This window comes from Mesorhizobium sp. M0106 (genome assembly GCF_040322715.1).
In the GTDB taxonomy this organism is placed as follows: domain Bacteria; phylum Pseudomonadota; class Alphaproteobacteria; order Rhizobiales; family Rhizobiaceae; genus Mesorhizobium.
This window is the reverse complement of record NZ_JAMYUA010000046.1, coordinates 22,720-46,044: the sequence shown is the minus strand read 5'-3', so window position 1 is coordinate 46,044 and position 23,325 is coordinate 22,720. Positions and strand designations below refer to the sequence as shown.

Here is a 23,325-nt window from a genome sequence, read left to right as displayed (position 1 = left end):
TGGAGGTGGAGGCCGCTAGGCCGAGGCGCTGGAGGTGGAGGCCGCTAGGCCGAGGCGCTGGAGGTGGAGGCCGCTAGGCCGAGGCGCTGGAGGTGGAGGCCGCTAGGCCGAGGCCCCCAGGGGGGAAGTCCGCCCGCTGTCACGTAAATTGGAGCCCTCGCGTGATCGACCCTGGGAGCGATCCGGGGGTTGGTGTCTCATGGCTCATCATCGCGCGTGCTTCGGGTTGGTTGAAACTGCTTAGAAATGCTGCTAAGAGATTGCGAGCGGCCTATTTACGAAGGCTAACGATATCAGTACGTTAAGGGGACTTGCGGAGGCTGAGGGGCGTTTTCGAATCTCTCCACTCCGACCATTCATCAAGCAAATCTCGTCGGCAGGGCAAGCGGATCACGCTCGAGTGTGTCTCCCGTCGCCGGTCATGTTTAAGCGACGGACGGACAGCACGAGCCCGGGCTGCCCGTCCGATATGCAAGCCGTCAGCCCTGGATGAAGGCCAGCAGATCCGGATTGATGATCTCCGGATGGGTGGTGCACATGCCGTGCGGAAGGCCCTTGTAGACCTTGAGCGTGCCGTGCTTCACCAGCTTGGCCGCAAGCAGCGCGGAATCGGCGATCGGCACGATCTGGTCGTCGTCCCCGTGCATGATCAGGACGGGAACCTCAATCTTCTTGAGATCGTCGGTGAAGTCGGTCTCGGAAAAGGCCTCGATGCAGTCGTAATGAGCCTTGGCGCCGCCCATCATGCCCTGGCGCCACCAGTTGTCGACGGCGCCTGGCGAGACCTTGGCGCCCTCGCGGTTGAAGCCATAGAACGGGCCGGCCGGCACGTCCCTGTAGAACTGGGCGCGGTTGGCGACCAAAGCGGCGCGAAAGCCGTCGAAGACCTCGATCGGCAGGCCACCCGGATTGCTGTCGGTCTTGACCATAATCGGCGGCACGGCGCCGATCAGCACCGCCTTGGCAACACGGCCGCCGCCGCCATAAAGCGCGACGTAACGCGCCACCTCGCCGCCACCGGTCGAGTGGCCGATGTGGATCGCATCCCTGAGATCGAGATGCTCCGCCAGCGCCGCAACATCGGCGGCGTAGGTGTCCATCTCGTTGCCGGTCGCGGTCTGCGACGAGCGGCCGTGGCCGCGGCGGTCATGGGCGATGACGCGGTAGCCCTTTTCGAGGAAGAACAGCATCTGGTTGTCCCAATCGTCTGAGCTCAGCGGCCAGCCGTGATGGAACACGATCGGCTGGCCCTTGCCCCAATCCTTGTAGAAAATCTCGGCGCCGTCATGGGTGGTGAATGTGCTCATCGTCCTACTCCTTGATGGAAAAGTCGGGGGGTAACAGGGAAGCTTTTAGCCCCCTTCAGCTAGGCAAATTATAACAGTGCGGCCAGGGTGAGCATTGGCAAAACGGACAATCAACGTGGCAAAACTGACAAATGACGGCTGCGCGTGATCTGATCGAAATCGGCCTTGTCTTGTATCCCGGCGTGCAGGAAGCGGCCGTGCTCGGCCTGACCGATCTTTTCATGCTGGCAAACCGGCTGGCTGTCGAGCGGTCGCCCGAGGCGGCGAGGCTTCGCGTCAGTCATTGGCAATTGGAGGACGCGGGCCACACCGTAGTCCGCACCTTCGACAGCGACCCCGGCGCCGACAATGAACCAGCCATGGTTATCCTCCCGCCGACCTTGGGAGATCCGATCGCTCGGGAAGCAGCCGCGCCCTATGCCGGCTGGCTCAGGGATCGCCACACGGCAGGCGCGACGCTCGGTTCGGTCTGTGCCGGCGCTTTCGTGCTTGCCGAAACCGGCCTGTTGTCCGGCCGTGCGGCGACGACGCACTGGGCTTATCGCGACGCGCTGGCGCTGCGCTTTCCAGACATCCTGCTCGACGCCGACAGGCTGGTCATCGACGATGCCGATATCATCACCGCCGGCGGCTACATGGCCTGGACCGACCTCGGCCTCAAGCTCGTGGACAGGGTGCTCGGGCCGACCGTGATGATGGACACGGCGCGTTTCATGCTGGTCGACCCGCCGGGCCGCGAGCAACGTTTTTACAGTCCGTTTGCGCCGCGACTGACCCATGGCGATGAAGCGATTCTCAAGGTGCAGCACTGGCTGCAGGCGAACGGCGCCCGCGACGTGACGCTTGGCGCTATGGCAGAGCATGCCGGGCTGGAGGAGCGGACTTTTCTGCGGCGCTTCCGCAGCGCCACCGGCCTCAAGCCGACCGAATATTGTCAGCACCTGCGCGTCGGCAAGGCGCGCGAGATGCTGGAAACTACGATGCGGTCGATCGACCAGATCGCCTGGGAGATCGGCTATGACGATCCCGGCTCGTTCCGCAAAGTATTCGCCAGGATAACCGGCCTGGTACCCGGCGACTATCGCAAGCGCTTTGGCACGGAACGAGCGGTGATTGCAGGCGGAGAGAGCTGAGGCCAGCCGCGCAATGGCGCTATCGATTCGATGCTGCCAAAGGCAAGCTCGCCGGGCGAGAACCCCAACCACCCATCTCCCGGCGAGCCTACTACCTGATTTGATACGCAATCAGGACCGGGATTAGCCGGCAAGCTCTTTGTTGCAAGACAGGTGCCAGTCTTTTTTCTCGAAATGGGACACAGACGGAAGTGAGGTCCCTGATGTTCACGCCGAGGCTTTTTGCCTGATGTGCCGGATCAGCCGAATTCCTGAAATCAGCAGTAATGCGCCTCCGACTTCCACGACCAGGATCACGGCCGAGCCCCAGGGAATAGCTGGCCAAAACTCCGAAAAGGCTTGCCTGAGCCAGGTGATATGAGCAGGCTCCTCGCCGTAAGCCCTGAGCATCAAGTCCGCGTAATCGAACATCTCTTTGACCACGATCGCCGACCAGAACAGCGATGAGACAAGCCATATCAGTGCGATTCGTCTGACGATCGGGCTCATTCCAATACCTACTGTCAAAAAGATCGACTTGATTAGCACACCCGCCAAACGAGATCATCCCGCTATATCTCGAACTCGCCCTGCCCTTCGTCCATGGCGCTGACGGTCTCGGCGGCGAGCGCGCGGGTGATCGGCGTCTTGCGCTCCAGCGCGGTGCGGTCGAGCCGTTCGACGACCCGCATGGCAGTGGCCAGCGAGCGCTCGATGCGGCGCACCAGATATTGCACGACATGCGGCTCGACCTCGACCTGGCGGTCGGCGAACAGCTTTGTGATGACGCCGGCCAGCAAGAGGTCGTCGGGTTCGTGGATCTCGACGGTAGCCGCCGCCTTGAGCCGCGACGCCAGGTCGGGCAGCCTGACGCCCCAAGCGGACGGGAAGCGCCGCGCCGTCAACAGCAAGCTCGAGCCGGCGCCGCGCACCGCGTTGATCAGGTGGAAGAGGCCGTGCTCATCGATCGGTTCGGCATCGATATCGTCGATCAGGGCCGGATGCGGACCGAGGTTTTCGATGCAGCCGCCGATGCGGCCGGCCTCCACTTTCACGGCGTCGGCGCGGGTCCGCCAAATCGAGGCCAGATGGGTTTTCCCCGAGCCGGCCGGCCCGGCCAGCACAACGACCGGCGACGGCCAGTCCGGCCAGCGGTCGACAAGCGCCGCCGCCTGGCTGTTGGTGCTGGAGACGACGAGCTCGTCGCGCGAATAGCCGGTGCCGTGGCCTAGATCGAGCGGCAATTGACGCGGCGGATCGATCTTGTCCGGCATCTGGCTCAACCGCGCGCGCCCCCGCGGCGCCGCACCTGCAGCGGCGGCACCGGCTCGTCGGCATGGCCCTTGTAGAGCGGCGATTCCAGATAGCGGGCGATGGCGAAACGCACCAGAACGGCAACGGCGGCGGAGGCCGGCACGGCAATCAGCAGGCCGACGAAGCCGAACAGCGCGCCGAAGGCAAACAGCGCAAACATCAGCCATACCGGATGCAGGCCAACGCTTTTGCCGACCAGCCTGGGCTGCAGGATGTTGCCCTCGATGAACTGGCCGACGAAGAACACACCGGCCACCGCTGCGACCATGGTCCAGTCCGGCCAGAACTGGACGAAGGCGACGCCGACGGCCAGCACCAGGCCGGTCAGCGAGCCGACATAGGGGATGAAGGAGATCAGCCCGGCGAACAGACCGATGAGGATGCCGAAATTCAGGCCCGTCAACGTCAGGCCGGTGGCGTACATGGCGCCGAGCACCAGGCACAGCGTGCCCTGGCCGCGCACGAAGCCGGCGGTCGCCGTGTTGATGTCCTTGGCGATCGTCCTGACGGTCTTGACGTAATCGCGCGGCACCCAGCTGTCGACGATTGCCACCATGCGGTCCCAGTCGAGCAGCATGTAGAAGGCGACGACCGGCGTTACCACGAACAGGCTGACGACCGAGACCAGCGCCACGCCGGAGCTCCAGATCGAGGTGAAGACGGTGGTCAGGAGGCCGAAGCCGGAGGTCAGCAGCGAGTTCAGGCCTTCGCGCAGGCCGTTGGCGTCGACGCCGAATTTCTCTTCCAGCCATTTCGGGTCGAAGCTGGTGATCAGGCCCTGCAGCCGGGTCAGATAGTCCGGCAGCTTCCTGGCGAAATCAGCCATCTGCGAGGCGAGCACCGGAACCAGGATGACGACGGCCAGCACCAGGACGACGATGAAGGCGATGAGGATGACCACCGTCGCCATCAGCCTGGAGAGGCCGAGCCGCTCCAGCCGGTCGGCGACAGGATCGAGGAAATAGGCGAGCACCATGCCGGCGACGAACGGCAGAAGGATGCCGCTGAACACATAGAGGAAGACGGCGAGGATGATGGCGCTGATCAGCCAGAAGCGGATCTGGCGGCGAAACGATGCCGATGCCGCAGCCTCAGCTGCCGCAGCCTCAGCTTCAGCGTCGATGGACCGTTCGTCAGGTGCCCGGTGGTCAGGTGCCCCGTGTTCAGGTGCCGGGTGTGGAGCCTTCGCCATAGCCGCTCATATGCCTCAGCCAAGCCACGAGATAGGCCGCGGCCGAAGCCACGGTCAAGACCCCGGACAGCAATATGAGGGCCGGCCTCAGCGGATCGAGACGGATGTCGAAGGCGAGTTCGCCCAACACCACTGCCGCCAGCACGATCTGGATCGCGGTGTTGGCCTTCGACACCAGGAGCGGCTTCATCTCGACCGGATGCGCCATGACGGTGGATAAAAGCACGGCGCAGACGATCAGTGCGTCGCGCGACACCATGGTAACGACCAGCCACAGCGGCAGTTCGCCGCTGAAGCCCAGGACCACGAAAACCGAGACCAGCAGCAGCTTGTCGGCCATCGGATCGAGATAGGCGCCGAGCCTGGAAAACTGGTTGAAATGACGGGCGATGAAGCCGTCGACGCCGTCGGAAATGCCGGCAATGAGGAAGCCGGCAAAGGCCCAGTCCCAGCGTTCCTGCAGCATGGCCAGCACCACGGCCGGCACCAGCACGAAGCGCATGATCGTGATCATGTTGGGGATGGTCAAACGCATATCCCGTCGCTCTTGTTTGTCGATACATGATGGAGATGGAGGGTTACGGCAAGTGAGAAGCGACACAGAAGCTGCCAATCTCCCCACGAGGGCGCCAGCAATGAAATAGGTCAAGACCGATGTCGATTTCGGGGAGGCTCATTCGTCTCACGATAGGAAGCCGAGGAAATTTGCCCAGCAAGGAAACGGACGCGATGACAATCACTATCACAGCATTTGAACGATCGCCCGATGGCGGCAAGGGACTGGCGCGCGATACGCGCGTTCGCTGGGCGCTCGAAGAAGTGGGGCAGCCGTATGAGGTTCGTCTTGTTTCCTTCGCAGAAATGAAGGCGCCTGGCCATCTGGCCATCCATCCCTTCGGCCAGATCCCCACCTATGAGGAAGGTTCTCTCTCGCTGTTCGAAACCGGCTCGATCGTCTTTCACCTTGCTGAGCAGCATGCGGGATTGCTGCCGAAGGATCGCAATGCCCGCGCGCGTGCGATCACGTGGATGTTTGCCGCACTTAACACCGTCGAGCCGCCGATCCTCGAATTAACGACGGCAAGAATATTCGAACGTGACAAGCCTTGGAGCGAGGAGCGCTTGCCGTTGGTAAAGGACCGTGTTCGCGCTCGGCTGGACAAACTCTCGGCCCACTTGGGCGTCGCCGACTGGCTCGATGATACGTTCAGCGCAGGCGATTTATTGATGGTATCGGTGCTGCTGCGACTAAGAATGTCAGGCATTTTGGACGAATATCAAAACTTGGCTGCCTATGTAGCGCGCGGGGAAGCTCGGCCGGCTTATATCCGGGCTTTCGCCGCGCAATTTGCAATCAACGCAGAGGTGCGTGAAGAATAGCCAGCGTTGAACTAACCAAATGGAAGCGAGCCCGAAGCGCGCTATCCTTTGGCCGTTAGGAAACAAGGCGCGCTGTGGATGGACTAATAGGCCGCTAGCAAGGCACGATGCGCAACAGAGAGGGAGTGGAACCTTGTCTTTGGCCGTTGGCGAAGCGCGTAAGTATCTCGATACGTTCATGACGGGACATGGCTTTCGCCGCATCCGGAAAGGCGTCTTCGAAGTCGACCGGAGCGACGATATCAGCCTGATTCTCGAAGAGGCCTTTACTGCAAGCCATGGCGATGTTCATTTGAACATGCTCGTTTACCTGGACTTTCTTACCGTCAGGCCGTTGCTTGAAAGGCTGTACGGCAAAAAATGGATCTGGCCCGGACTGTCGCAGTTTCATCCTGAAACGATATTTAACAATGAGCTGAAAGCTTATGCTCGTTACTTCGAGCACCTTGACCAGACGAGCATAGACAGGTTGCTGGGGAAATATGTCGAGCTGGCGCGACGGATCAGGGCTCAGAACCCGGACCTCGCCAGTTACGTCGCCGGACATAGCGAGTTGCTCGACAAACCTTACGAATTCACACAGCCCTTCGCAGTTCGAATCCTCGCGCTGATTGCCTGCGAAATCGAGCTTGGGCACTACGAGCGGGTGAAGCAGGCTGTGCACTGGATTCGAACGAACAATGGCGGAATAGCGCTGAGCGGCTACGCCAAGGCACAACTCGACCGCGTCGACATGGTTCTGGCGGAACGAGAGAGGCGTCCATAAGGGGGGGCAGCTTGGGCGACTGTCCACTCCTTTGTCGAGCCAAGACCGTCTGATCCCGCCGTCATCCTTGCGAGGTGCGGCCGTTCAAGCGAAGAGCCCGCGAAGCGACAGCCTATTTCCCCACTGCTGAATGACGATGGCGCAGAGAATCACAATCGCTTGGCAAGTAACGCTTTGCTATCTGGCCGGACTGACAGAAAGTCTGCTGGCTTTCGCATCTTTCGGAGCCCCGCACCGCAACATAGCGACGCAAGATCTTCTGTGGGCCTTCGCTCTTGAGCTGGCCGTGGGCGTGGTCGTCTTTTGGCCCCTCTGGCTGACGGCTGCGGTCGTGGCGTTCCTGTTCGCGCGGTCGGTCGTTGTAAATCCAGGTCTGTGGGCTGCCGCGGCGGCTTTGCTCGCCGCCGGCTTCTCGTATGGAACTCAGCCCTTCGACGGTGAGATCAGGTCTCTTGCCACCGTCGGTGGCCTCGCCGCAATTCTGGCAGGGATTTCTTTTTATTGTTGGAGTGTATCACGCCCGGTTCCCGCGGCATCCAACTGAAAACACCATTAATCGCGCGCTTGCCTTGCGGGGCAAAACCGTTCATGCGAAGAGCCCGCACGCGAGTGAAAACAGCGACAGGCAAGCGCAACAGATGAGCAGGCGCCGGAAATGAGCAAGCGCAAGAACGGGCTCACCTATGCCGAAGCGGGCGTCGACATCGATGCCGGCAACCTCATGGTCGAGAAGATCAAGCCGCTGGTGCGCGCCACCCGCCGGCCGGGCGCCGATGGCGAGATCGGCGGCTTCGGCGGCCTGTTCGACCTCAAGGCAGCCGGCTTCACCGATCCGGTGCTGGTCGCCGCCAATGACGGCGTCGGCACCAAGCTGAAGATCGCCATCGACGCCGGCAAGCATGACACGATTGGCATCGACCTGGTCGCCATGTGCGTCAACGACATCGTCGTGCAGGGCGCCGAGCCGCTGTTCTTCCTCGACTATTTCGCCACCGGCAAGCTCGATCCCGACCAGGGTGCTTCGATCGTCGGCGGCATCGCCGAGGGCTGCCGGCAGGCCGGTTGCGCGCTGATCGGCGGCGAGACGGCGGAAATGCCCGGCATGTATCACGACAAGGATTATGACCTTGCCGGCTTTGCCGTCGGTGCCGCCGAACGCGGCCAGCTGCTGCCGACCGACGACATCGTCGAAGGCGACGTGCTGCTCGGCCTTGCCTCCTCGGGCCTGCATTCGAACGGCTTTTCGCTGGTCCGCCGCATCGTCGCGGTAAGCGGCCTTGGCTGGGGCGATCCGGCGCCGTTCAATGACGAGGCGACGCTGGCCGAGGCGCTGCTCGAGCCGACGCGCATCTACGTCAAGTCGATCCTCAAGGCGATCCGCAACACGCACGGCATCAAGGCGCTGGCCCATATCACCGGCGGCGGCTTTCCCGAAAATATCCCGCGCGTTCTGCCCAAGGATTTTTCGGCCGAGCTCGATCTCGGCGCCATCGAGGTACCGCCGGTGTTCTCATGGCTGGCCAAGACCGGCGGCGTCGCGCCGGAAGAGATGATGCGGACCTTCAATTGCGGCATCGGCATGATCCTGGTCGTCGCCTCCGGCCAGGCGGCGCAGGTCGCTGCCGTTCTGCAGGAGGCCGGCGAGACGGTGACGCCGATCGGCCAGATCGTGCCGCGCCGCGATGCCGGCGTCATCTATCGGGGCTCGATTGGCCTATGACCAGGAAACGGACGGTCGTACTGATCTCGGGGCGCGGCTCCAACATGACGGCGCTGGTTGCGGCGGCGAGCAACCCGGCCTATCCGGCCGAGATCGTCGGCGTCATCTCCGACCGCGCCAATGCCGCCGGCCTTGGCATCGCCGCGGCGCGCGGCATCGCCACCAGAGTGATTTCGCGCTCCGACTATGCCAGCAAGGAAGCCCATGACGAGGCGATCGATGCGGCCCTCTTGTCGTTCGGCGCCGAGATCGTCGCGCTGGCCGGCTATATGCGCATCCTCGGCGCGCGCTTCGTGGAGAAGCGGCAGGGCCGCATGATCAATATCCACCCTGCCCTGCTGCCTGCCTTCAAGGGGCTGGATACGCATGCGCGGGCCCTCCGCGCAGGCATGCGCATCCATGGCTGCACGGTGCATTTCGTCACGCTCGACATGGATGACGGGCCGATCATCGCCCAGGCCGCCGTGCCGGTGATGGTCGGCGACAATGAGGACACGCTGGCCGCGCGCGTGCTCAAGGCCGAGCACCAGCTTTATCCGCTGGCGTTGGGCCTTGTCGCCGAAGGCAAGGCGCGGATGGAAGGCGGCCGCACGGTGTTTTCGCGCTTCGCCGACGATGCCGACAACGCCACGTCGGTGGTGATCGCGCCCGACCCGCTGCGCGAAGAGACCGATCTCGAGCACCTGGCGCGGATCACGCCGTGAGGGTCAGTTCTTGAATTTGGTAGCAAATTTTGCTACCGTCTTCGTGAGGAGACGGTTTGATGGCGACAGTCGAAAAAGTCAGCGTAGCGCTTTCCCCGGAACTGCTGGACATGGTCAAAGGCGCGGTGGCCAGCGGGCAGTACGGTTCGGCAAGTGAAGTGATCCGCGAGGCACTGCGCGAATGGCGGCTTCGCCAGCCCTTGCGCGAGGCCGAAGCGGAGCGGTTGCGGAAAGCCTGGACGGAAGGGCTGGAGAGCGGTCCGTTTGCGCCGTTCGACATCGAGGACATAAAACGGAAAGCCCGCAGCCGGTTGGGCAACACCAGCAAAAACCGGCGGAATGGCTGACATCCGCATTGTCCGCAGTCCGGCGGCAGAAGACGACCTGATCGATATTTGGTTTGGCATTGCAAGGGACAACCCGCTTGCCGCGGACCGCTTTTTGGATGCTATTGCCGAGCGCATCGTGCAATTGGGCACATTCCCGGAATCCGGTCCCAAGAGGCCCGACATCGCTGCCGATGTGCGAGCGTTGACGATCGGCAATTATCTCGTGCTTTATCGCCTGGCCGAACAGCGGGTCGAAATCGTCCGCGTCGTGCATGGCGCACGCGATGTCTCGGCATTGTTTTGATAGATTGCGGACAAGCAAATGGACGTTTTCGACAGCGCGATCCGGACAAAGCGTGATCTCGCCGGCGTCTTCGAGTACGACGAGGCGGACGATCCGAAAAGTGCCACGGCATATTTTTATCTCTGTCGGATCGAGGACGGACGAGTAGGTCCCGTCGTCGGTGCAATTCACGTTCGATCGGGCGATTGGGCCATCACTGAAGCAGACATTTTGGTCAGATGGGATAAAGATGAACGGCGTGTAGGCCTGTTCATCTTTGGTGCACTTTGGGCGAGTTTTGATACCGTCACAGGTGCAAGACATGGCGGCGGATATGGGAAAGACTTTCAGCCCGACATCCCTTGGACTTGAGTTGAATCCATGAAGCAACTGCTGCTCCTGCGTCACGCCAAGTCGAGTTGGGACGATCCCGACCTCATCGACGTCGACCGGCCGCTGTCCGCGCGCGGGCTGAAGGTAGCACCACTGGTCGGGCGCGAACTGGCCCGGCGCGGCTGGCTGCCGGAGCTGGCGCTGGTGTCGCCGGCGCTGCGCACCCGCGACACGTGGCGGCTCGTCTCGGCGGAATTGCCGGCGAAGGTGCAGGCCAAATTTTCCCAGGCGCTCTACGAGGCAGCGGCGGCGGACATCCTCGCCAAGGTGCGGCAAGTAAAGGCGGGGACTGGAACGCTGCTGGTGCTTGGCCACAATCCCGGGCTGGAGGAGTTCGCGCGCGGGCTTGCCGGGGCTGGATCGGACCAAGCGGCGCTGAAGAAGCTGGCGGAAAAATACCCCACCGCGGCCCTGGCTCGGTTCGACGTCGACGGCGATTGGACCGGTCTCACCTTCGGCAGCGCCCGACTGACGCACTGCATTTGGCCGAAGGATCTTCGCTAGGGACTGCCTGACAGGCCGGGGGATCGCCGACCTTTCGGCCAAACCCGGCTTCGCACAAACAAGAGCGGCGGGCCAAGCCCGCCGCTCTTCGTGCTCCGGGGTTTGAGGAACTATCGGCCCCAGTTGCCCCGGCCAGATTGGGGCACTACGGGTTGATCCGTGCCGAACCGGGTCGTCGCCTCGGTGTCGACGGCGTTGTGCTCGGCCGTCAGCGGCTTGCGGATGGAACCGGTAAACCCGCTGTCGATGGTGCCGACAGGCGCGTTGCCAACAGGCGCGGCCGGCTGGTTGACGCCGTCCGAACCATAGTGATCACTGCCTGCAAAGGCGCTGCCCGTGGCGACGAGGACGATGGTGGCGACGGTAAGAGCAATCTTGGTCATTTCAGGTACTCCAGTGTACTGGTCATTCGTGAGTTGTCGTTGCTTTCGACGCATTCGAGATGAGAGCGCTGTCCGCGCCGACGAATACGCACCCGGCTTTTTCCGATGTGCACGTTGCTGGACGATTTCAGCAACCGAGATTGTGGCTACAGATGAAACCTGCAGATCAACGTATTCGATTGGCGCAGGATGCTATTCGGCGCACACGCCCGTTGATACGCGAAAGCAAGAGTAGCGGGCCAAGCCCGCCGCTCTTTGTGTTGCGGGCCGTGATAATCAGCGGCCCCAGATGCCTTGGCCGGATTCAGGCGCCACCGACTCGGAGGTTATCTTGGCACCGGTACGCTCGGAAGTAACTGGCTTGCGGATCGAACCGGTGAAGGTGTTGTCGACGTTGGCAGCAGCAGCAGCGGCCGGCTGGTTGACGTTGTCCGAGCCATAATGGTCGCTGCCGGCAAAAGCAGTGCCGGTGGCAACGAGGATGGCGGCGGCGGTAAGAGCGAGCTTGGTCATTTCGGTACTCCGGTAGTTCTTTGGTCTGTCCGTCAAGTGGCGTGCCTCGGGAGGAATTCGCGTCGCTCGGACCACCCCGAGATGGGTCGGCAAGCCTGTCGTTTCCAATCACGAAAATTTTGTACGGGTGCGCCAAATTGGCCGCTTGAAATTCGACATGCAGCTCCTTGCGCCACAATGTTCTTCTTTCTTTTCAGTTTGTTATGCGGTCAATGGTGATTTTCAGCGTGGACATTTTGTGAGCCGGCGTCCACCGCTTCCTATACACTCCGTTAACAGAACCGAACCGTTCGGTTCGCTTTGTATTGTTCCTGTTCCTTTCGCAATGCTGATCGCGCGGCGAGTAAGAGAGGCCGGCATTGCCGCCACTTGCCGGAGTGCCGACAGCGCGATGCCGAGCCTCGCCGCGCGACACCGAAGGGAGAGAATTTTCTGCCACTTGCGCAATATCGCGCCCTGAAAGACCATGTATTTAGCGCTTGAGGGGGAATCAGAGTGGACGCGATTACTTATAACGACGTCAGATCGATTCTGAAGATGAACAGCTACGACCCTGGTGGCCAAAATTCGCGCGAGGCAACTTCTCTTTACGCGCAGCAGCAGACTGAGATCTATAAGGGAATTGCCCAGGCTTTTGCGGAAAGGATGATCCGCCTGAGAAATAATGAGACCGATGTCTATAGCAGCCTTAAGGATTTCACGGATGGCTTGATCAACCACGCCACAACCACTGCGCCTGCCACAGTGCTTGAAGTTGAAGGCCGAAGCGTTCTGTTTTCTGAAATCCCGATTGTTACCAATGACTCGCTCGACGAAGCTGTGAAGATAGGCAAATCTCGAGCACAAAGCCCCGAAGACATCGCTGCAGCTTTCGCTGCCGGCCTCATCTACGAGATGGGGCGATTTGTGAAACCGAATATCACAAACACGCCATTTGCCGTCATCCGGGAGTTGGGTAGTTATTCCGCCTGGAGAGTTGTGGAAGATGCCCCGCTCGACGGAACAGGCATTGTTGCTGAGAGGTTGGAAGAGATCACATCCAAATCTAACACCCTCATTGACGACTTAAGAAGCCAAGCTGCGCTGACTTCTAATACCCTTCGAGAAACCACTGAAAGTTTGACCGAGCGCGCAAACGGTGCACTGGAGGCAGCAGAAAATGCCGCGAAGCAGGCAGGGGCCTTTGAGAATCGGGCCAAGGATCTGAGCGGGCAGATCGAAGCGTTCCAAGCAGTCATCGACGCCAGTACGCAAGATGCGGACGATAAGCTCTCCAGCTTCCTCGATGCGACAAAAGCGAGATCTGCCTATCAAGGCGTAAGGATTTATTGGACCGATCGCGCGAGCGGATCCTGGTGGGCACTTGTGACTTCTGGCTTTGTCCTATTCATTCTTTTGGTAGTACTGCCGGCATGGGCCATTTACGACAATGATGCAGTCATCGTGCTACTAAAGCATCTAACCGAGGCAGCTGGCATTGAAAACAGCGACGTAACGAATCCCGTTGTCTTGACTGTCGCCACTGTTAGCCGATTGGTGGTGGTCACAATACCGCTGGCGCTTTATTTTTGGCTGATTAGACTCGTGGTCCGGTTCAATATGCGATCTATGCTGTTGATGGACGATGCGCGTCAGCGAGCCACGATCATTGAAACGTACTACAAGATGATCGAGCAGCAAGCGGCAACGAAGGAGGATCGCGCGTTGATCCTGCAAGCTCTGTGCAGGCCGCCGCCAGGACATGGCAGCGATAGTATCGAACCGCCGAACTTTACTGAGGTCATTGACAAGGCGATAGGGAAATGACGCCGCCTCGATACTGGAGCACATCGAACTGCGAGCTAGCTTGCAGCGCCTGTTGCCGAAGGCTGGCCGCACGGTAGGATCAGGCGGGAGATTTCCGAAATGGAAAGACACGAAGCATGGTTTGTGGCCATTACCTCGGCAGTCATAGGTTTCATCGTGGGAATGGCTTGGTCCGACCTCAACCATCAAGCCAGATGGCTTTACGATTATCAGACGCTTTTCGCGGGCGCTTTGGCAGTCGCTGCAGCGTTCATAACGGTCAATGCCATGAACAAGACCGAAGAGCGCCAGCAGAAACGACATGACGAGTTAATTAAACTCAATTTGCGAAGCGATAGGCTTACAGCAGAACGCGCGGGCTATCTGGCGAACTATTTTCTTGGAATTGCCAATGACGCAGAAAGCGCGGCGGGAAACTACAAAAAGTTCGAAGTCAAATCTCCTCCCCGCCCGACGAGTGAAGAGATTAACAAGCTGAAGATCTTTTGCGATCGTATCGAAATTGGACTTGAGATGAAAGCGATCGAGTCCGGCCTTCGTCTCTTTGGGCCGGAGATGACCTCGAATCTTGAAGTTATGACGCTTATGGTGAAGAATTTCAGGCCGAGATGGGTTCATATCAAGGAACTGATGGGTAAAAAAACGACCGAGGCGGGACTCTCGCTTGCCCATGAACTCAAAACGATCGCCATAGACGCCGTGATAATTCAGAAGCAGGTGCGAAATTTTGCCGAAGGACTGGGAAATCTGGCGAAAATTTACGAATAGCCTCGCCGCTTATCCTTCCCATGTCCATGCCATGGTCGCCCTGCGACTGCCATTCGGTGCGAATGCCGATGCCGCGATAGAAAGGCTCGCCGTTTGATCGACTTCTGGAATTGCTTCATCTGACCGTCAGGACCTTCGAAGCTGCGCTCGGCCGATTTGGCGAAGCGCTTTAAGACGTCGAGCGATTGAAGGCGAACACGCCTCCCGGCGAACTTTTCAAAGGCGTGATACAGGTCAATCAGCTTTCCTTGTCGTCGGCTGCCGGTCACATGGCGGGGTCGCGTCGCTTCCTGCCCAGGCAAAGACCGCGTGGATCTCGGCGCTAGCTAGCGCAGCAGTTCCCGGTCGATCGGGTCGCCGATCTGGATCGTCAGGGCACCAGCAAGAGCCGGCGCCAGATGCCGTTTGAATCGTCGTCGATTTGCGGCTTGTGGTTTCCGGACAGGACGATCTGTTCTCGATTGGCTGATGCGCCGTGAAATTCACGCTGCCAGCTCGGCGCCAGCAGCGTCGTGCTTGGGCCGCGCGCTGGCCAGAAGCACGACGGGGCAGTTGCAGGCGGCTAAAACAGCGCCGGCGGTTTCACCGAAGAACAGGTCCTCACCCGGACGTTGGGTGACGCCCATTACGACGATCGCCGCGCCTTTGGCCGCCTCCCGGGTGATCGCCTTGTCGGGTGTGACGCGAGTATGGAACGCGGTGTCGATATGCAGGCCATAGCGGCTGGCCAGGTCGGCGATGTCTTTCAGGACGGCCTCTTCGCGGCTATGCGACACCGATGTCGACCTGCGGCCCTTGGCTGCCTTTTGCGAGACGTAGAGAACCTTGATCCGCGCCCGGTTTGGACGGGCCAGCGCCAGCGCCAAGTCGGCGGCGCGACGCGCCACTTGAGTACCGTTGACGGGGACGAGAATGCTGGTGCCGGCCTTCAGCGTCGGCATCTTTTCGCCAGCATTGCCGCCGTTCAGGACCAGGCAAAGCGGGCCGTCAAATCCTCCGGCAATGTCGTTGAGGGCCGGCGCGAAGGCGCCATCGGCGGTCAGCACATTGTCAAGCCCGACCAGCAGCAGGCCGTATCCCTTGCGGGCCTCCTCGGCGATCGTCTCACCGGTGGCTTCCAATTCGGTGCGGGCCGTCAGGTGGACTTTGCCGACAAGCGTATCTTCAATCCGTTTCACCGCCCGGGCGCTTTTTTTTGCACCCTTCTTGATTTCCTTCAGGGTGCGCTCCTGTCCTTTGCTGTCGGTTGGCCTGTCAATTCGGCCGTCCTTCGGCTGAAGCAAGGTGGTGGGCATGCCGCTGCCTCCGCCGACCAGTCCGGCGAGATATGCAGTGAACTTGCCGATCCTGCTGTCGTCGACCAGCACCAGCAGCCGCTCCAGCCTGGAAATGAAGCCGTATTCATCCAACGCCTCGCGCTCGACCCGCTGCTGCTCGTCGTGCCCAACCGGCAGCCGGCCGAGCGCCCAGCGCAGCATGGGCGGCATGGCCAGCGTGGTGATCACGGCCATAGTGACGATCATGGTGAAGAGATTGTGCGACAGGATGTTCATCGACAGGCCGATGCTGGCGACGATGACCTCGGTCGAGCCGCGCGCGTTCATGGCACTGCCGACGGCGATTGCTTCCTTGAACGACATGGCGGCGAGCCTGGCGCCGATGAAGGCGCCGCCAAACTTGCCGATGCTGGCGATGACCACGAGAGCGCCCGTCAGCATGGCAAGCGTCGGATCGGCAAGCACGGTGAGATCGGCGGAAAGCCCCGCCATGCCGAAGAAGATCGGCATGAACAGCGCGGTGATGACGCCGCGAAGTTGGCCTTCGATATGGCTGGAGAGGATGGGCGATTCCCCGACAAGGATACCGGCGACGAACGCCCCCAGCACGGTATGGACGCCTATCATGTTGGTGATCAGCGCCATCACGCCCATGATGATGAGGATCATGGTGATCACCGCAAACTCGCTGCGGAATTGATCGTTGGTCCAGCGGATCAAGGTGAAGACAAGACGGCGGCCGATGGTGAAGGAGAACACCATGAACAGTGCCACTGCGGCGATGGTGGTCACCAGCGGCGCGAACTGCAGCCTGCCATTGGTGGCGATGCCGAAGGTTACGGCGATGATAAGCCAGCCGATCGTGTCCTCGATAATCGCCGAGGAAATAATCACCTGTCCGAGGTTGCGGCGCATGAAGTTCATCTCGCGCACCACCATGGCGACGATCTTGACCGACGAGATCGACAGCGCGGTGCCCAGGAACAGCCCGGCGACGGTGCGTTGCGTCGCGTCGGCCAGCAGTGCGTCCGGCAGGAATTGCGCCAGCGCGAAACCGCAGATGAAGGGCACCACAATGCCGGTCGCCGAAATGGAAAAACAGGCCGCGCCAACCCGGCGCACCAGCCGCAGGTCCGTCTCCATGCCGGTCAGCAAAAGCAGCATCAGGATGCCGAGCTGCGAGACGGCGTCGATCATGCCCTTTTGCGCAGGATCGCTGGGAAAGATCAGGTGCTGGGCCGACGGCCACAGCCAGCCGAACAGCGAAGGACCGAGCAGGATGCCGCCGATCAGTTGGCCCATGATTGCCGGCTGGCCATAACGCTGCAGCACTTCGCCCAGGCCGCGCCCAACAAGCAGCAGAAGCACGATCTCGGCGACGAAAGCGCCTTCGCCCGAACCACCCATGCCGGAGGCCCGGGTACCGGCAACGAGCGTCTCCGCTGCCCAGGCCGCGCCCGCGGGGACGAAAGCGCAAACCAGCAGTGTCAGGCTGGAACGTGTCGGAGCCTGCCAAGCCATGAAACCCCCATCGCCCAATGCACGTGTCCAACAACGCGCGACAGGGCGTTGCGTTGCTAGACGTGGACGTCACCGAAGGAGAGTTCGCCGTCGTCGCTCTCTGTCAGAAAGGCTGTCACCAGCAGGCCTGCATAGAGGACGGCGACCAGCACGACGATGGCGCCACCAGGAACGGGACCCAGCGCAGCACTGGCGACGGCCTCACGCATCGACCCGACGAAGCCGATGCGGACGCCTTCGGTCAGAAGACTGGGGGTCGACAGTTTGAGGATCCAGGCCAGCAGCAGAATCAGCAGCATGTAAATGTAATTGCGACGCAGGCGGCGCGCCAAAGCCACGCGTTGCGAAATCAGGAATTTCGGCGCGCGCAGGCTCTCGCCGACGATCAACAGCCAATCGGACGCGAAGTCCGGCTGCGGCGAGAATATCTGCGCGAAATAGTGCCGTTCGAACTGGCGCACGCGAGCCCGATAGAAGTCGAAGAAGCGATATCGGCGGGCCTCTATCCACAGCAGCAGCAGGACAAGCAGCATGGCAAACAGCAGCACGCCATGGTGAGCGCTGGCTGTCGAAAGCGAAACGGAGAGCATCGCCGCGACAACGGTTATCGCCCAGTTGCTCGTCCGGTCCAGGCGGTCACGCCACCCAGCCATGCGCGCAATCTCGGCGCGATGAAAGTGGGACATCGTGGTTACGAGTTCGCCGGACGACAGTGTCCTTCCGATGGGATCCGGCGCCGGCAACACTTCTGCCATGACAATGCCTCCACCCGCCACGCGAAAACGGCCGGATGGAGATATCGTTCCGACGCTCAATCCGCCGGGCGCAGCCAGACCTTGTTGTCGTGGAAGGCGGCGCCGCCATAGGGCGCTGGCGCATCGGCGCCGGTCAGCACGTTGATGCCCTCGCCGCGCTCATGGGCGCTGTTCGGCCAGATGCCTTCGGCGACGACGACGCCGCGCTTGATGCCGTCGAACAGCTTTGCGTGCAGCACCACTTCGCCACGCTGGTTGCCGACCTCGACACGGCCGCCGTCGGCGACGCCGAGTGCCGCCGCATCATCGGGATGCACGAGCAGCTCCGGCCGGCGCTCTTTTGCCTGCGACACCGGCGTTTCGGCAAAGGTCGAATTGAGGAAATTGCGCGCCGGCGAGGTGGTCAGCCGGAACGGGTGCGCCGCGTCCGCCACTTCGATCAGGTCGACATGGTCGGGGAATTCCGGCAGGCTCGCCACCGGCCCGAACAGGCCCATGCTTTTCGGTGGCCGGTTGGGCGACGCCTGGCCCGTCCAGTCGGCGCGAAAATGGAACTTCTTGTCGGCATGGCCGAAGCCGTCGAGGAAGTGCGCCGCCTCGAAATCCGGCTGCAAATCGACCCATTTCTGCTCTTTCAGGCTCGAAAAGCTGCCCAGCCCGCGCTTGCCCAGAATGATGTCGATATGCTGCTGCTCGGTCATGCCGAAGCCAGGACGATCGGCGACACCGAGCCTTTTGCCGAGCTCCTCGATGACGAAATGGTTGGTGCGCGGACCTTCCGGCGGGTCGATCAGCTTCGGCCCGAGTGTGATGTGCTGGTTGCCGCCACCCTTGTAGACGTCGTCATGCTCGAGAAACATCGTCGCCGGCAGCACCACATCGGCGAGCTTGGCGGTGTCGGTCATGAACTGCTCGTGCACGCAGGAAAACAGATCGTCGCGCAGAAAACCTTGCTTCACCAGCCGCTGCTCCGGCGCGACATTCACCGGATTGGTGTTCTGGATCAGCAGCGCCGTCACCGGCGGGCCGCCATAGAGCGCATCCTCAGCCCCGGTCAGCACCGGGCCGATGCGCGAATGATCGAGATGACGGATCGCGGGGTCGCGCATCTGTGTGCCTTCGAGCAGCTCCTGGTTGAGCTTGAAGATGCCCGAATTGGTATGGAAGGCGCCGCCTCCCTCATACTGCCAGCAGCCGGTGACCGCCGCGATCGAGGCTGCGGCATGCATGTTGACCGAACCGTTGCGCTGCCGCGAAAAACCGTAGCCGAGGCGGAAATAGGTCTTCTTCGTCGTGCCGACGAGACGGGCGAAGGCCTCGATTTCGTCGACAGAAAGCCCGGTGATATCAGCGGCCCATTGCGGCGTCCGCGTCTTGAGATGCGCTTCCAGACCGTGCGGGTCGTCGGTGTATTTTTCCAGATAGGCGCGGTCGGCCATGCCGTCGCGGAACAGCACGTGCATGACAGCGCACGCCAGCGCGCCGTCGGTGCCGGGCTTCAGCACCAGGCCGAGATCGGCCTGCTTCATCGTTGCATTTTCGTAGACGTCGATGACGACGATCTTGGCGCCGCGTTCCTTGCGCGCCTTGATGGCGTGGGTCATGACGTTGACCTGCGTGACCACGGCGTTGGTGCCCCAGATCACCACGCAGTCGGACTTTGCCATTTCGCGCGGGTCGGGGCCGCGCAGCGCGCCGGCGCCCATCATCCAGCCGGTCCAGGCCAGATTGGTGCAGATCGAACCGAAGAAGCCGGAGTATTTTTTGGCGTGCCTGAGCCGCTCGATGCCGTCGCGCTGCACCAGCCCCATCGTGCCGGCATAGTAATAGGGCCAGACCGTCTCCGAGCCGTATTTTGCCTCCGCCGCGATGAATTTTTCAGCGACCAGATCAAGCGCCGCCTCCCAGCTCGCTTCCTTCCAGGCGCCCTCGCCCTTGGCGCCGGCCCGCACCAGCGGCTTCAGCAGGCGGTCGGGATGATGGACGCGATCGGCGTAACGGGCGACCTTGGCGCAGATGACGCCGGCCGTATAGCTATTGGCCTTGGCGCCATGGACGCGACCGATGCGCTTTTCATCGAGCAGCTCGACCTCGAGCGCGCAGGTCGATGGGCAATCATGCGGACAGGCCGAATGGCCGATTTTGAGCTTCGCGTGCTGATTCATGGGAGCAAACTAGCTGCTTTGGACAACCAGGTGTAGGGCCAGATGACGAGCCAATCTCCCCCCAAGTGGGGGAGATGTCCGGCAGGACAGAGGGGGGCGTGAAGAATCGCTACGTCGTCGGTGTGACTCGCTCTTGATCAAACTCCAACGACCGGCGGCTCCAAATGGCTGTCAGCAGGCGGGAACCCACGAGCGGGGAGATTACGCTCACCTACTCCGCCGTGCCTTCCTCGTACTCCGCCGACATCGACAGCCATTTTTCCTCATGGCCGGCCAGCTGTTGCGCAAGTTGTGAGCGCTCCTTGGCCAGCCTTGTCGCGGTCGAGGGGTCCTTTTCGTAGACGGCCGGATTGGCGAGCTCGTCCTCGATCAGGTCGATGCGCTTGCGGAGGCGGTCCATCAGCGCTTCGGTGGCGCGGATTTCCTTGGCCAGCGGCTCGAAGGCGGCGCGGCGCGCGGCTGCATCGCGGCGGCGGTCGGCCTTCGACGCTTTGTCCGCCTCGCGCTTGCCGCGGCGGTCGCCGGAGACGCCGGTGACCAGCGTCTTGTAATCCTCGAGGTCGCCGTCATATGGGTTAACCGCGCCGTCCTTGACCAGCCACAGCCGGTCGGCGGTCGCTTCGAGCAGATGGCGGTCGTGCGAGATCAGGATGACCGCGCCGGGAAAATCGTTCAGCGCGTGGATCAGCGATTCACGACTGTCGATGTCGAGATGGTTGGTCGGCTCGTCGAGGATGAACAGGTTCGGCCCCTCGAAGGCCGACAGGCCCATCAAAAGCCGCGCCTTCTCGCCGCCGGACAGGTCCTTGGCGGCGGTGTTCATCTTCTCGGTGGTCAGGCCGAACTGGGCGACACGGCCGCGCACCTTGGATTCCGGCGCCTCCGGCATCAGCCGGCGGACATGCTCATAGGCGTTTTCGTCGGGCCTGAGGTCGTCGAGCTGGTGCTGGGCGAAGATTGCTACCTTCAGCCCGGGCGCGACCGTCATGCTGCCGGTCTCCGGCTTCAGCCGGCTGGCCAAAAGCTTGGCGAAAGTCGACTTGCCGTTGCCGTTGGCGCCGAGCAGCGCGATGCGATCGTCGGCATCGATGCGCAGCGTCATCTTCTTCAGGATCGGCTCGCCCTCGGTGTAGCCGACGTTGACGTTGTTCAGCGCAATGATCGGCGAGGCCACCGACTTCACCGGCTCCGGAAAGGAGAACGGCCGCACCGCGTCGTTCACGATCGCGGCGATCGGCTTCATCTTCTCCAGCGCCTTGATGCGCGACTGCGCCTGCCTCGCCTTCGACGCCTTGGCGCGGAAGCGCTCGACGAAGGATTCCATGTGCTTGCGCGCGGCTTCCTGCTTGACCCGGCCCTTCTCCTGCAATTCGCGCTGCTCGGTGTATTGACGCTCGAACTGGTCGTAGCCGCCGCGCCAGAAGGTCAGCTTCTTCTGGTCGAGATGGACGATCGAGTTGACGGCGCGGTTGAGCAGGTCGCGATCGTGCGAAATCAGCAGCACGGTGTGCGGGTATTTCGACACGTAGTTTTCCAGCCACAGCGTGCCTTCGAGGTCGAGATAGTTGGTCGGCTCGTCGAGCAGCAGCAGATCGGGCTCGGCAAACAACACGGCGGCCAGCGCGACGCGCATGCGCCAGCCACCGGAGAAGGACGAGGCCGGGCGCCGCTGCGCGGCATCGTCGAAGCCGAGGCCGGCGAGAATGGTGGCCGCGCGTGACTCGGCCGAGTGCGCATCGATATCGGCCAGCCGCATGTGGATGTCGGCGATGCGGTGCGGATCGGTCGCCGTCTTTTCCTCTTCGAGCAGCGCACTCCGTTCAAGATCGGCCTTGAGCACGATCTCGATCAGCGGCTCCTCGGTGCCCGGCGCTTCCTGCGCGACCTGGCCGATGCGCGTGTTCTTGGGCAGGCTGATCGAGCCGGTTTCGGAGGCGAGATCGCCGGTGATCGCCTTGAACAAGGTCGTCTTGCCGGTGCCGTTGCGGCCGACAAGGCCAGCCTTGCTGCCGGCCGGCAAGGTCAGCGAGGCATGGTCGAGAAGCAGGCGTCCGGCCATGCGGAGCGAAAGGTCGTTGATGATCAGCATGGCCGGGCTTTTGCACGGGACAACCATGCTTCGCAAGGGCTTGAGCCCCGGTTCGCCGCATAAGCCGCGAAAACCGACAAAGCTGGTGATGTCGACCCCGCGCGCCGCGACTTCCCGCAAGACGCAAAAAGAACCCGCTATCCTGAGGGGGGACAAGGAGAGCGGGTTCTTTCGTGAACGGCGGCCTTGGGAGCGTCCGATCGACATCCAAACACGCAGCAGCTTGGTTTGTTCCATGGGAAGAACGAACTATGTGATGAACAAACGCTGCTGTGGCCGGCAGGTTTGTCCACAGGGGCGTGCCGTCTGTACGCTATCGACCATGACGCTGCGGAAAGACTCGGCTATCCTTGGATGTGCGGCGGGCCTGATCTCCGCCTGGCCGGCGCCATCAGCTTCCTCCCAAGCGGCGCCGGCCACCTTCCTTGACCGGCGCCGCTTGTCCGATCGACGCCATTTGAGGCGGTCATTGTTTCGGCGGCGTGCCGGGCTGATCGCCGCCGGTCGTCGACTTCGGCACCGGATTCTTGTCGACCTGCGGGTTCTGATCGACCGTGTCGCCAGGGGCCTTGGTCGGCTGGATATTGTTGTCGCAACCCGCAACAGTCAGAGCTGCCATAAGCAGCAGGATTGAGCGCTTTTTCATCGCAGTCTCCTCTCGCCCGACAACGAGGCGTCGGCGATTTGGTTGCGCGGCCGGTGTCGTTCCTGCATTCGCCAAGAGGCCCGGGAACAAAATGCCGCGTCTCCGGTTGCTCCACAATCAATGGAGGATGGCATGATCCGTCTGCTCATCGCCGGGGCAATCGTCTATGTTGCCTATCGCGTCGCCAAGAAAGTGATCGACGAGGTGCCCGACGATTTCGATCCGCTGCTGTTGCCACCGCCACAGGACGATCGCGAGGCGCTACGGCGGCAATCGGCAAGGATGGGCGTCGAGCCCGAGCGTTAGTCGACAGGCCTGCCCGCAAGGCTTCTTCGCTCACGGGCCCTATTCCGGCTCCGCAAACCGTTGCGAACAAAGCAGAAACGATGCTTGATGGG

Annotated in this window: 25 protein-coding genes; 13 read left to right on the top strand and 12 right to left on the bottom strand. The window is 61.7% G+C overall.

All coding sequences use genetic code 11. From position 1 onward, the window contains the following. Window positions 1-479 precede the first annotated feature (479 nt). Window positions 480-1,307: an alpha/beta fold hydrolase gene (locus NKJ55_RS29695; protein ID WP_352452984.1), complete on the bottom strand. Its 828-nt coding sequence runs from the start codon at window positions 1,305-1,307 to the stop codon at window positions 480-482. Window positions 1,308-1,438: 131 nt separating this feature from the next. Here NKJ55_RS29695 and NKJ55_RS29690 point away from each other — a divergent pair, with 131 nt between their 5' ends. Beyond that, window positions 1,439-2,440: a GlxA family transcriptional regulator gene (locus NKJ55_RS29690; protein WP_352452983.1), complete on the top strand. Its 1,002-nt coding sequence runs from the start codon at window positions 1,439-1,441 to the stop codon at window positions 2,438-2,440. A gap of 207 nt (window positions 2,441-2,647) precedes the next feature. On the opposite strand, the gene NKJ55_RS29685 is transcribed toward NKJ55_RS29690, so the two are convergent. The 4 genes from NKJ55_RS29685 to NKJ55_RS29670 all read right to left on the bottom strand — a co-directional run bounded on the left by NKJ55_RS29685 (window position 2,648) and on the right by NKJ55_RS29670 (window position 5,454). Then, complete coding sequence (locus NKJ55_RS29685) at window positions 2,648-2,929, bottom strand: hypothetical protein (RefSeq protein WP_352452982.1); 282 nt, start codon at window positions 2,927-2,929, stop codon at window positions 2,648-2,650. Between the two features lie 62 nt (window positions 2,930-2,991). Then, a complete protein-coding gene (gene hdaA, locus NKJ55_RS29680; RefSeq protein WP_352452981.1) occupies window positions 2,992-3,693 on the bottom strand; it encodes a DnaA regulatory inactivator HdaA in 702 nt (233 codons plus the stop codon). A gap of 5 nt (window positions 3,694-3,698) precedes the next feature. Beyond that, window positions 3,699-4,925, bottom strand: a complete 1,227-nt coding sequence (locus tag NKJ55_RS29675) for an AI-2E family transporter (protein WP_352452980.1) — start codon at window positions 4,923-4,925, stop codon at window positions 3,699-3,701. Then, entirely contained in the window at window positions 4,897-5,454 is a 558-nt protein-coding gene (locus NKJ55_RS29670; RefSeq protein WP_023677645.1) for a CDP-alcohol phosphatidyltransferase family protein, read from the bottom strand. Before NKJ55_RS29670 ends, NKJ55_RS29675 begins: the two co-directional genes overlap by 29 nt. Before the next feature lie 200 nt (window positions 5,455-5,654). Here NKJ55_RS29670 and NKJ55_RS29665 point away from each other — a divergent pair, with 200 nt between their 5' ends. The 9 genes from NKJ55_RS29665 to NKJ55_RS29625 all read left to right on the top strand — a co-directional run bounded on the left by NKJ55_RS29665 (window position 5,655) and on the right by NKJ55_RS29625 (window position 11,004). Next, window positions 5,655-6,305: a glutathione S-transferase family protein gene (locus NKJ55_RS29665; RefSeq protein WP_352452979.1), complete on the top strand. Its 651-nt coding sequence runs from the start codon at window positions 5,655-5,657 to the stop codon at window positions 6,303-6,305. Window positions 6,306-6,438: 133 nt separating this feature from the next. After that, complete coding sequence (locus tag NKJ55_RS29660; protein ID WP_352452978.1) at window positions 6,439-7,071, top strand: hypothetical protein; 633 nt, start codon at window positions 6,439-6,441, stop codon at window positions 7,069-7,071. Window positions 7,072-7,207: 136 nt separating this feature from the next. Continuing rightward, on the top strand, window positions 7,208-7,615 hold the full coding sequence (locus NKJ55_RS29655) for a hypothetical protein (RefSeq protein WP_352452977.1): 408 nt from the start codon (window positions 7,208-7,210) through the stop codon (window positions 7,613-7,615). 111 nt (window positions 7,616-7,726) lie between these two features. Further along, window positions 7,727-8,791: a phosphoribosylformylglycinamidine cyclo-ligase gene (gene purM, locus NKJ55_RS29650; protein ID WP_023677649.1), complete on the top strand. Its 1,065-nt coding sequence runs from the start codon at window positions 7,727-7,729 to the stop codon at window positions 8,789-8,791. Beyond that, complete coding sequence (gene purN / locus NKJ55_RS29645; RefSeq protein WP_352452976.1) at window positions 8,788-9,495, top strand: phosphoribosylglycinamide formyltransferase; 708 nt, start codon at window positions 8,788-8,790, stop codon at window positions 9,493-9,495. Before purM ends, purN begins: the two co-directional genes overlap by 4 nt. Window positions 9,496-9,554: 59 nt before the next feature. Then, window positions 9,555-9,842: a type II toxin-antitoxin system ParD family antitoxin gene (locus tag NKJ55_RS29640; protein WP_352452975.1), complete on the top strand. Its 288-nt coding sequence runs from the start codon at window positions 9,555-9,557 to the stop codon at window positions 9,840-9,842. After that, window positions 9,835-10,128 (top strand): type II toxin-antitoxin system RelE/ParE family toxin, encoded by a 294-nt coding sequence (locus NKJ55_RS29635; protein ID WP_352452974.1) that lies wholly within the window; start codon window positions 9,835-9,837, stop codon window positions 10,126-10,128. The genes NKJ55_RS29640 and NKJ55_RS29635 overlap by 8 nt, the downstream gene beginning before the upstream one ends. Window positions 10,129-10,146: 18 nt before the next feature. Beyond that, complete coding sequence (locus NKJ55_RS29630) at window positions 10,147-10,479, top strand: hypothetical protein (protein ID WP_352452973.1); 333 nt, start codon at window positions 10,147-10,149, stop codon at window positions 10,477-10,479. Between the two features lie 9 nt (window positions 10,480-10,488). Beyond that, window positions 10,489-11,004, top strand: a complete 516-nt coding sequence (locus NKJ55_RS29625) for a SixA phosphatase family protein (protein ID WP_352452972.1) — start codon at window positions 10,489-10,491, stop codon at window positions 11,002-11,004. A 110-nt stretch (window positions 11,005-11,114) separates the two neighbouring features. On the opposite strand, the gene NKJ55_RS29620 is transcribed toward NKJ55_RS29625, so the two are convergent. Next, a complete protein-coding gene (locus NKJ55_RS29620; protein ID WP_352452971.1) occupies window positions 11,115-11,387 on the bottom strand; it encodes a DUF680 domain-containing protein in 273 nt (90 codons plus the stop codon). Between the two features lie 276 nt (window positions 11,388-11,663). Next, the gene (locus NKJ55_RS29615) at window positions 11,664-11,900 is read right to left on the bottom strand and encodes a DUF680 domain-containing protein (RefSeq protein ID WP_352452970.1); all 237 of its coding nucleotides are present in this window, start codon (window positions 11,898-11,900) and stop codon (window positions 11,664-11,666) included. Between the two features lie 537 nt (window positions 11,901-12,437). Between NKJ55_RS29615 and NKJ55_RS29610 the strand changes: the two genes are divergently transcribed. Then, entirely contained in the window at window positions 12,438-13,706 is a 1,269-nt protein-coding gene (locus NKJ55_RS29610) for a DUF6161 domain-containing protein (RefSeq protein ID WP_352452969.1), read from the top strand. Window positions 13,707-13,805: 99 nt separating this feature from the next. Beyond that, the gene (locus tag NKJ55_RS29605) at window positions 13,806-14,474 is read left to right on the top strand and encodes a hypothetical protein (protein ID WP_352452968.1); all 669 of its coding nucleotides are present in this window, start codon (window positions 13,806-13,808) and stop codon (window positions 14,472-14,474) included. A 482-nt stretch (window positions 14,475-14,956) separates the two neighbouring features. Here NKJ55_RS29605 and NKJ55_RS29600 read toward each other — a convergent pair whose 3' ends face one another. From NKJ55_RS29600 to NKJ55_RS29580, 5 genes are all read right to left on the bottom strand, one after another. After that, entirely contained in the window at window positions 14,957-17,158 is a 2,202-nt protein-coding gene (locus NKJ55_RS29600; RefSeq protein WP_502904530.1) for a cation:proton antiporter domain-containing protein, read from the bottom strand. A gap of 170 nt (window positions 17,159-17,328) precedes the next feature. After that, window positions 17,329-18,027, bottom strand: coding sequence for a DUF2270 domain-containing protein (locus NKJ55_RS29595; RefSeq protein WP_254820271.1), 699 nt, complete (start codon window positions 18,025-18,027; stop codon window positions 17,329-17,331). Window positions 18,028-18,083: 56 nt separating this feature from the next. Further along, complete coding sequence (locus NKJ55_RS29590) at window positions 18,084-20,192, bottom strand: molybdopterin-containing oxidoreductase family protein (protein WP_352452966.1); 2,109 nt, start codon at window positions 20,190-20,192, stop codon at window positions 18,084-18,086. Between the two features lie 211 nt (window positions 20,193-20,403). Then, on the bottom strand, window positions 20,404-22,281 hold the full coding sequence (locus NKJ55_RS29585; RefSeq protein WP_023677658.1) for an ABC-F family ATP-binding cassette domain-containing protein: 1,878 nt from the start codon (window positions 22,279-22,281) through the stop codon (window positions 20,404-20,406). A 466-nt stretch (window positions 22,282-22,747) separates the two neighbouring features. Further along, window positions 22,748-22,927, bottom strand: a complete 180-nt coding sequence (locus NKJ55_RS29580; protein WP_023677659.1) for a hypothetical protein — start codon at window positions 22,925-22,927, stop codon at window positions 22,748-22,750. A 132-nt stretch (window positions 22,928-23,059) separates the two neighbouring features. Here NKJ55_RS29580 and NKJ55_RS29575 point away from each other — a divergent pair, with 132 nt between their 5' ends. Continuing rightward, entirely contained in the window at window positions 23,060-23,233 is a 174-nt protein-coding gene (locus NKJ55_RS29575) for a hypothetical protein (protein WP_023677660.1), read from the top strand. Window positions 23,234-23,325 lie beyond the last annotated feature (92 nt).

Bases quoted from the DNA above. Each gene is read 5' to 3' on its own strand.
- NKJ55_RS29695 (WP_352452984.1), bottom strand. From the start codon at position 1,307: ATGAGCACATTCACCACCCATGACGGCGCCGAGATTTTCTACAAGGAT.
- NKJ55_RS29690 (WP_352452983.1), top strand. From the start codon at position 1,439: ATGACGGCTGCGCGTGATCTGATCGAAATCGGCCTTGTCTTGTATCCC.
- NKJ55_RS29685 (WP_352452982.1), bottom strand. From the start codon at position 2,929: ATGAGCCCGATCGTCAGACGAATCGCACTGATATGGCTTGTCTCATCG.
- hdaA (WP_352452981.1), bottom strand. From the start codon at position 3,693: ATGCCGGACAAGATCGATCCGCCGCGTCAATTGCCGCTCGATCTAGGC.
- NKJ55_RS29675 (WP_352452980.1), bottom strand. From the start codon at position 4,925: ATGGCGAAGGCTCCACACCCGGCACCTGAACACGGGGCACCTGACCAC.
- NKJ55_RS29665 (WP_352452979.1), top strand. From the start codon at position 5,655: ATGACAATCACTATCACAGCATTTGAACGATCGCCCGATGGCGGCAAG.
- NKJ55_RS29655 (WP_352452977.1), top strand. From the start codon at position 7,208: ATGGCGCAGAGAATCACAATCGCTTGGCAAGTAACGCTTTGCTATCTG.
- purM (WP_023677649.1), top strand. From the start codon at position 7,727: ATGAGCAAGCGCAAGAACGGGCTCACCTATGCCGAAGCGGGCGTCGAC.
- purN (WP_352452976.1), top strand. From the start codon at position 8,788: ATGACCAGGAAACGGACGGTCGTACTGATCTCGGGGCGCGGCTCCAAC.
- NKJ55_RS29640 (WP_352452975.1), top strand. From the start codon at position 9,555: ATGGCGACAGTCGAAAAAGTCAGCGTAGCGCTTTCCCCGGAACTGCTG.
- NKJ55_RS29635 (WP_352452974.1), top strand. From the start codon at position 9,835: ATGGCTGACATCCGCATTGTCCGCAGTCCGGCGGCAGAAGACGACCTG.
- NKJ55_RS29630 (WP_352452973.1), top strand. From the start codon at position 10,147: ATGGACGTTTTCGACAGCGCGATCCGGACAAAGCGTGATCTCGCCGGC.
- NKJ55_RS29625 (WP_352452972.1), top strand. From the start codon at position 10,489: ATGAAGCAACTGCTGCTCCTGCGTCACGCCAAGTCGAGTTGGGACGAT.
- NKJ55_RS29620 (WP_352452971.1), bottom strand. From the start codon at position 11,387: ATGACCAAGATTGCTCTTACCGTCGCCACCATCGTCCTCGTCGCCACG.
- NKJ55_RS29615 (WP_352452970.1), bottom strand. From the start codon at position 11,900: ATGACCAAGCTCGCTCTTACCGCCGCCGCCATCCTCGTTGCCACCGGC.
- NKJ55_RS29610 (WP_352452969.1), top strand. From the start codon at position 12,438: ATGAACAGCTACGACCCTGGTGGCCAAAATTCGCGCGAGGCAACTTCT.
- NKJ55_RS29605 (WP_352452968.1), top strand. From the start codon at position 13,806: ATGGAAAGACACGAAGCATGGTTTGTGGCCATTACCTCGGCAGTCATA.
- NKJ55_RS29600 (WP_502904530.1), bottom strand. From the start codon at position 17,158: ATGGGTGGTTCGGGCGAAGGCGCTTTCGTCGCCGAGATCGTGCTTCTG.
- NKJ55_RS29595 (WP_254820271.1), bottom strand. From the start codon at position 18,027: ATGGCAGAAGTGTTGCCGGCGCCGGATCCCATCGGAAGGACACTGTCG.
- NKJ55_RS29590 (WP_352452966.1), bottom strand. From the start codon at position 20,192: ATGAATCAGCACGCGAAGCTCAAAATCGGCCATTCGGCCTGTCCGCAT.
- NKJ55_RS29585 (WP_023677658.1), bottom strand. From the start codon at position 22,281: ATGCTGATCATCAACGACCTTTCGCTCCGCATGGCCGGACGCCTGCTT.
- NKJ55_RS29580 (WP_023677659.1), bottom strand. From the start codon at position 22,927: ATGAAAAAGCGCTCAATCCTGCTGCTTATGGCAGCTCTGACTGTTGCG.
- NKJ55_RS29575 (WP_023677660.1), top strand. From the start codon at position 23,060: ATGATCCGTCTGCTCATCGCCGGGGCAATCGTCTATGTTGCCTATCGC.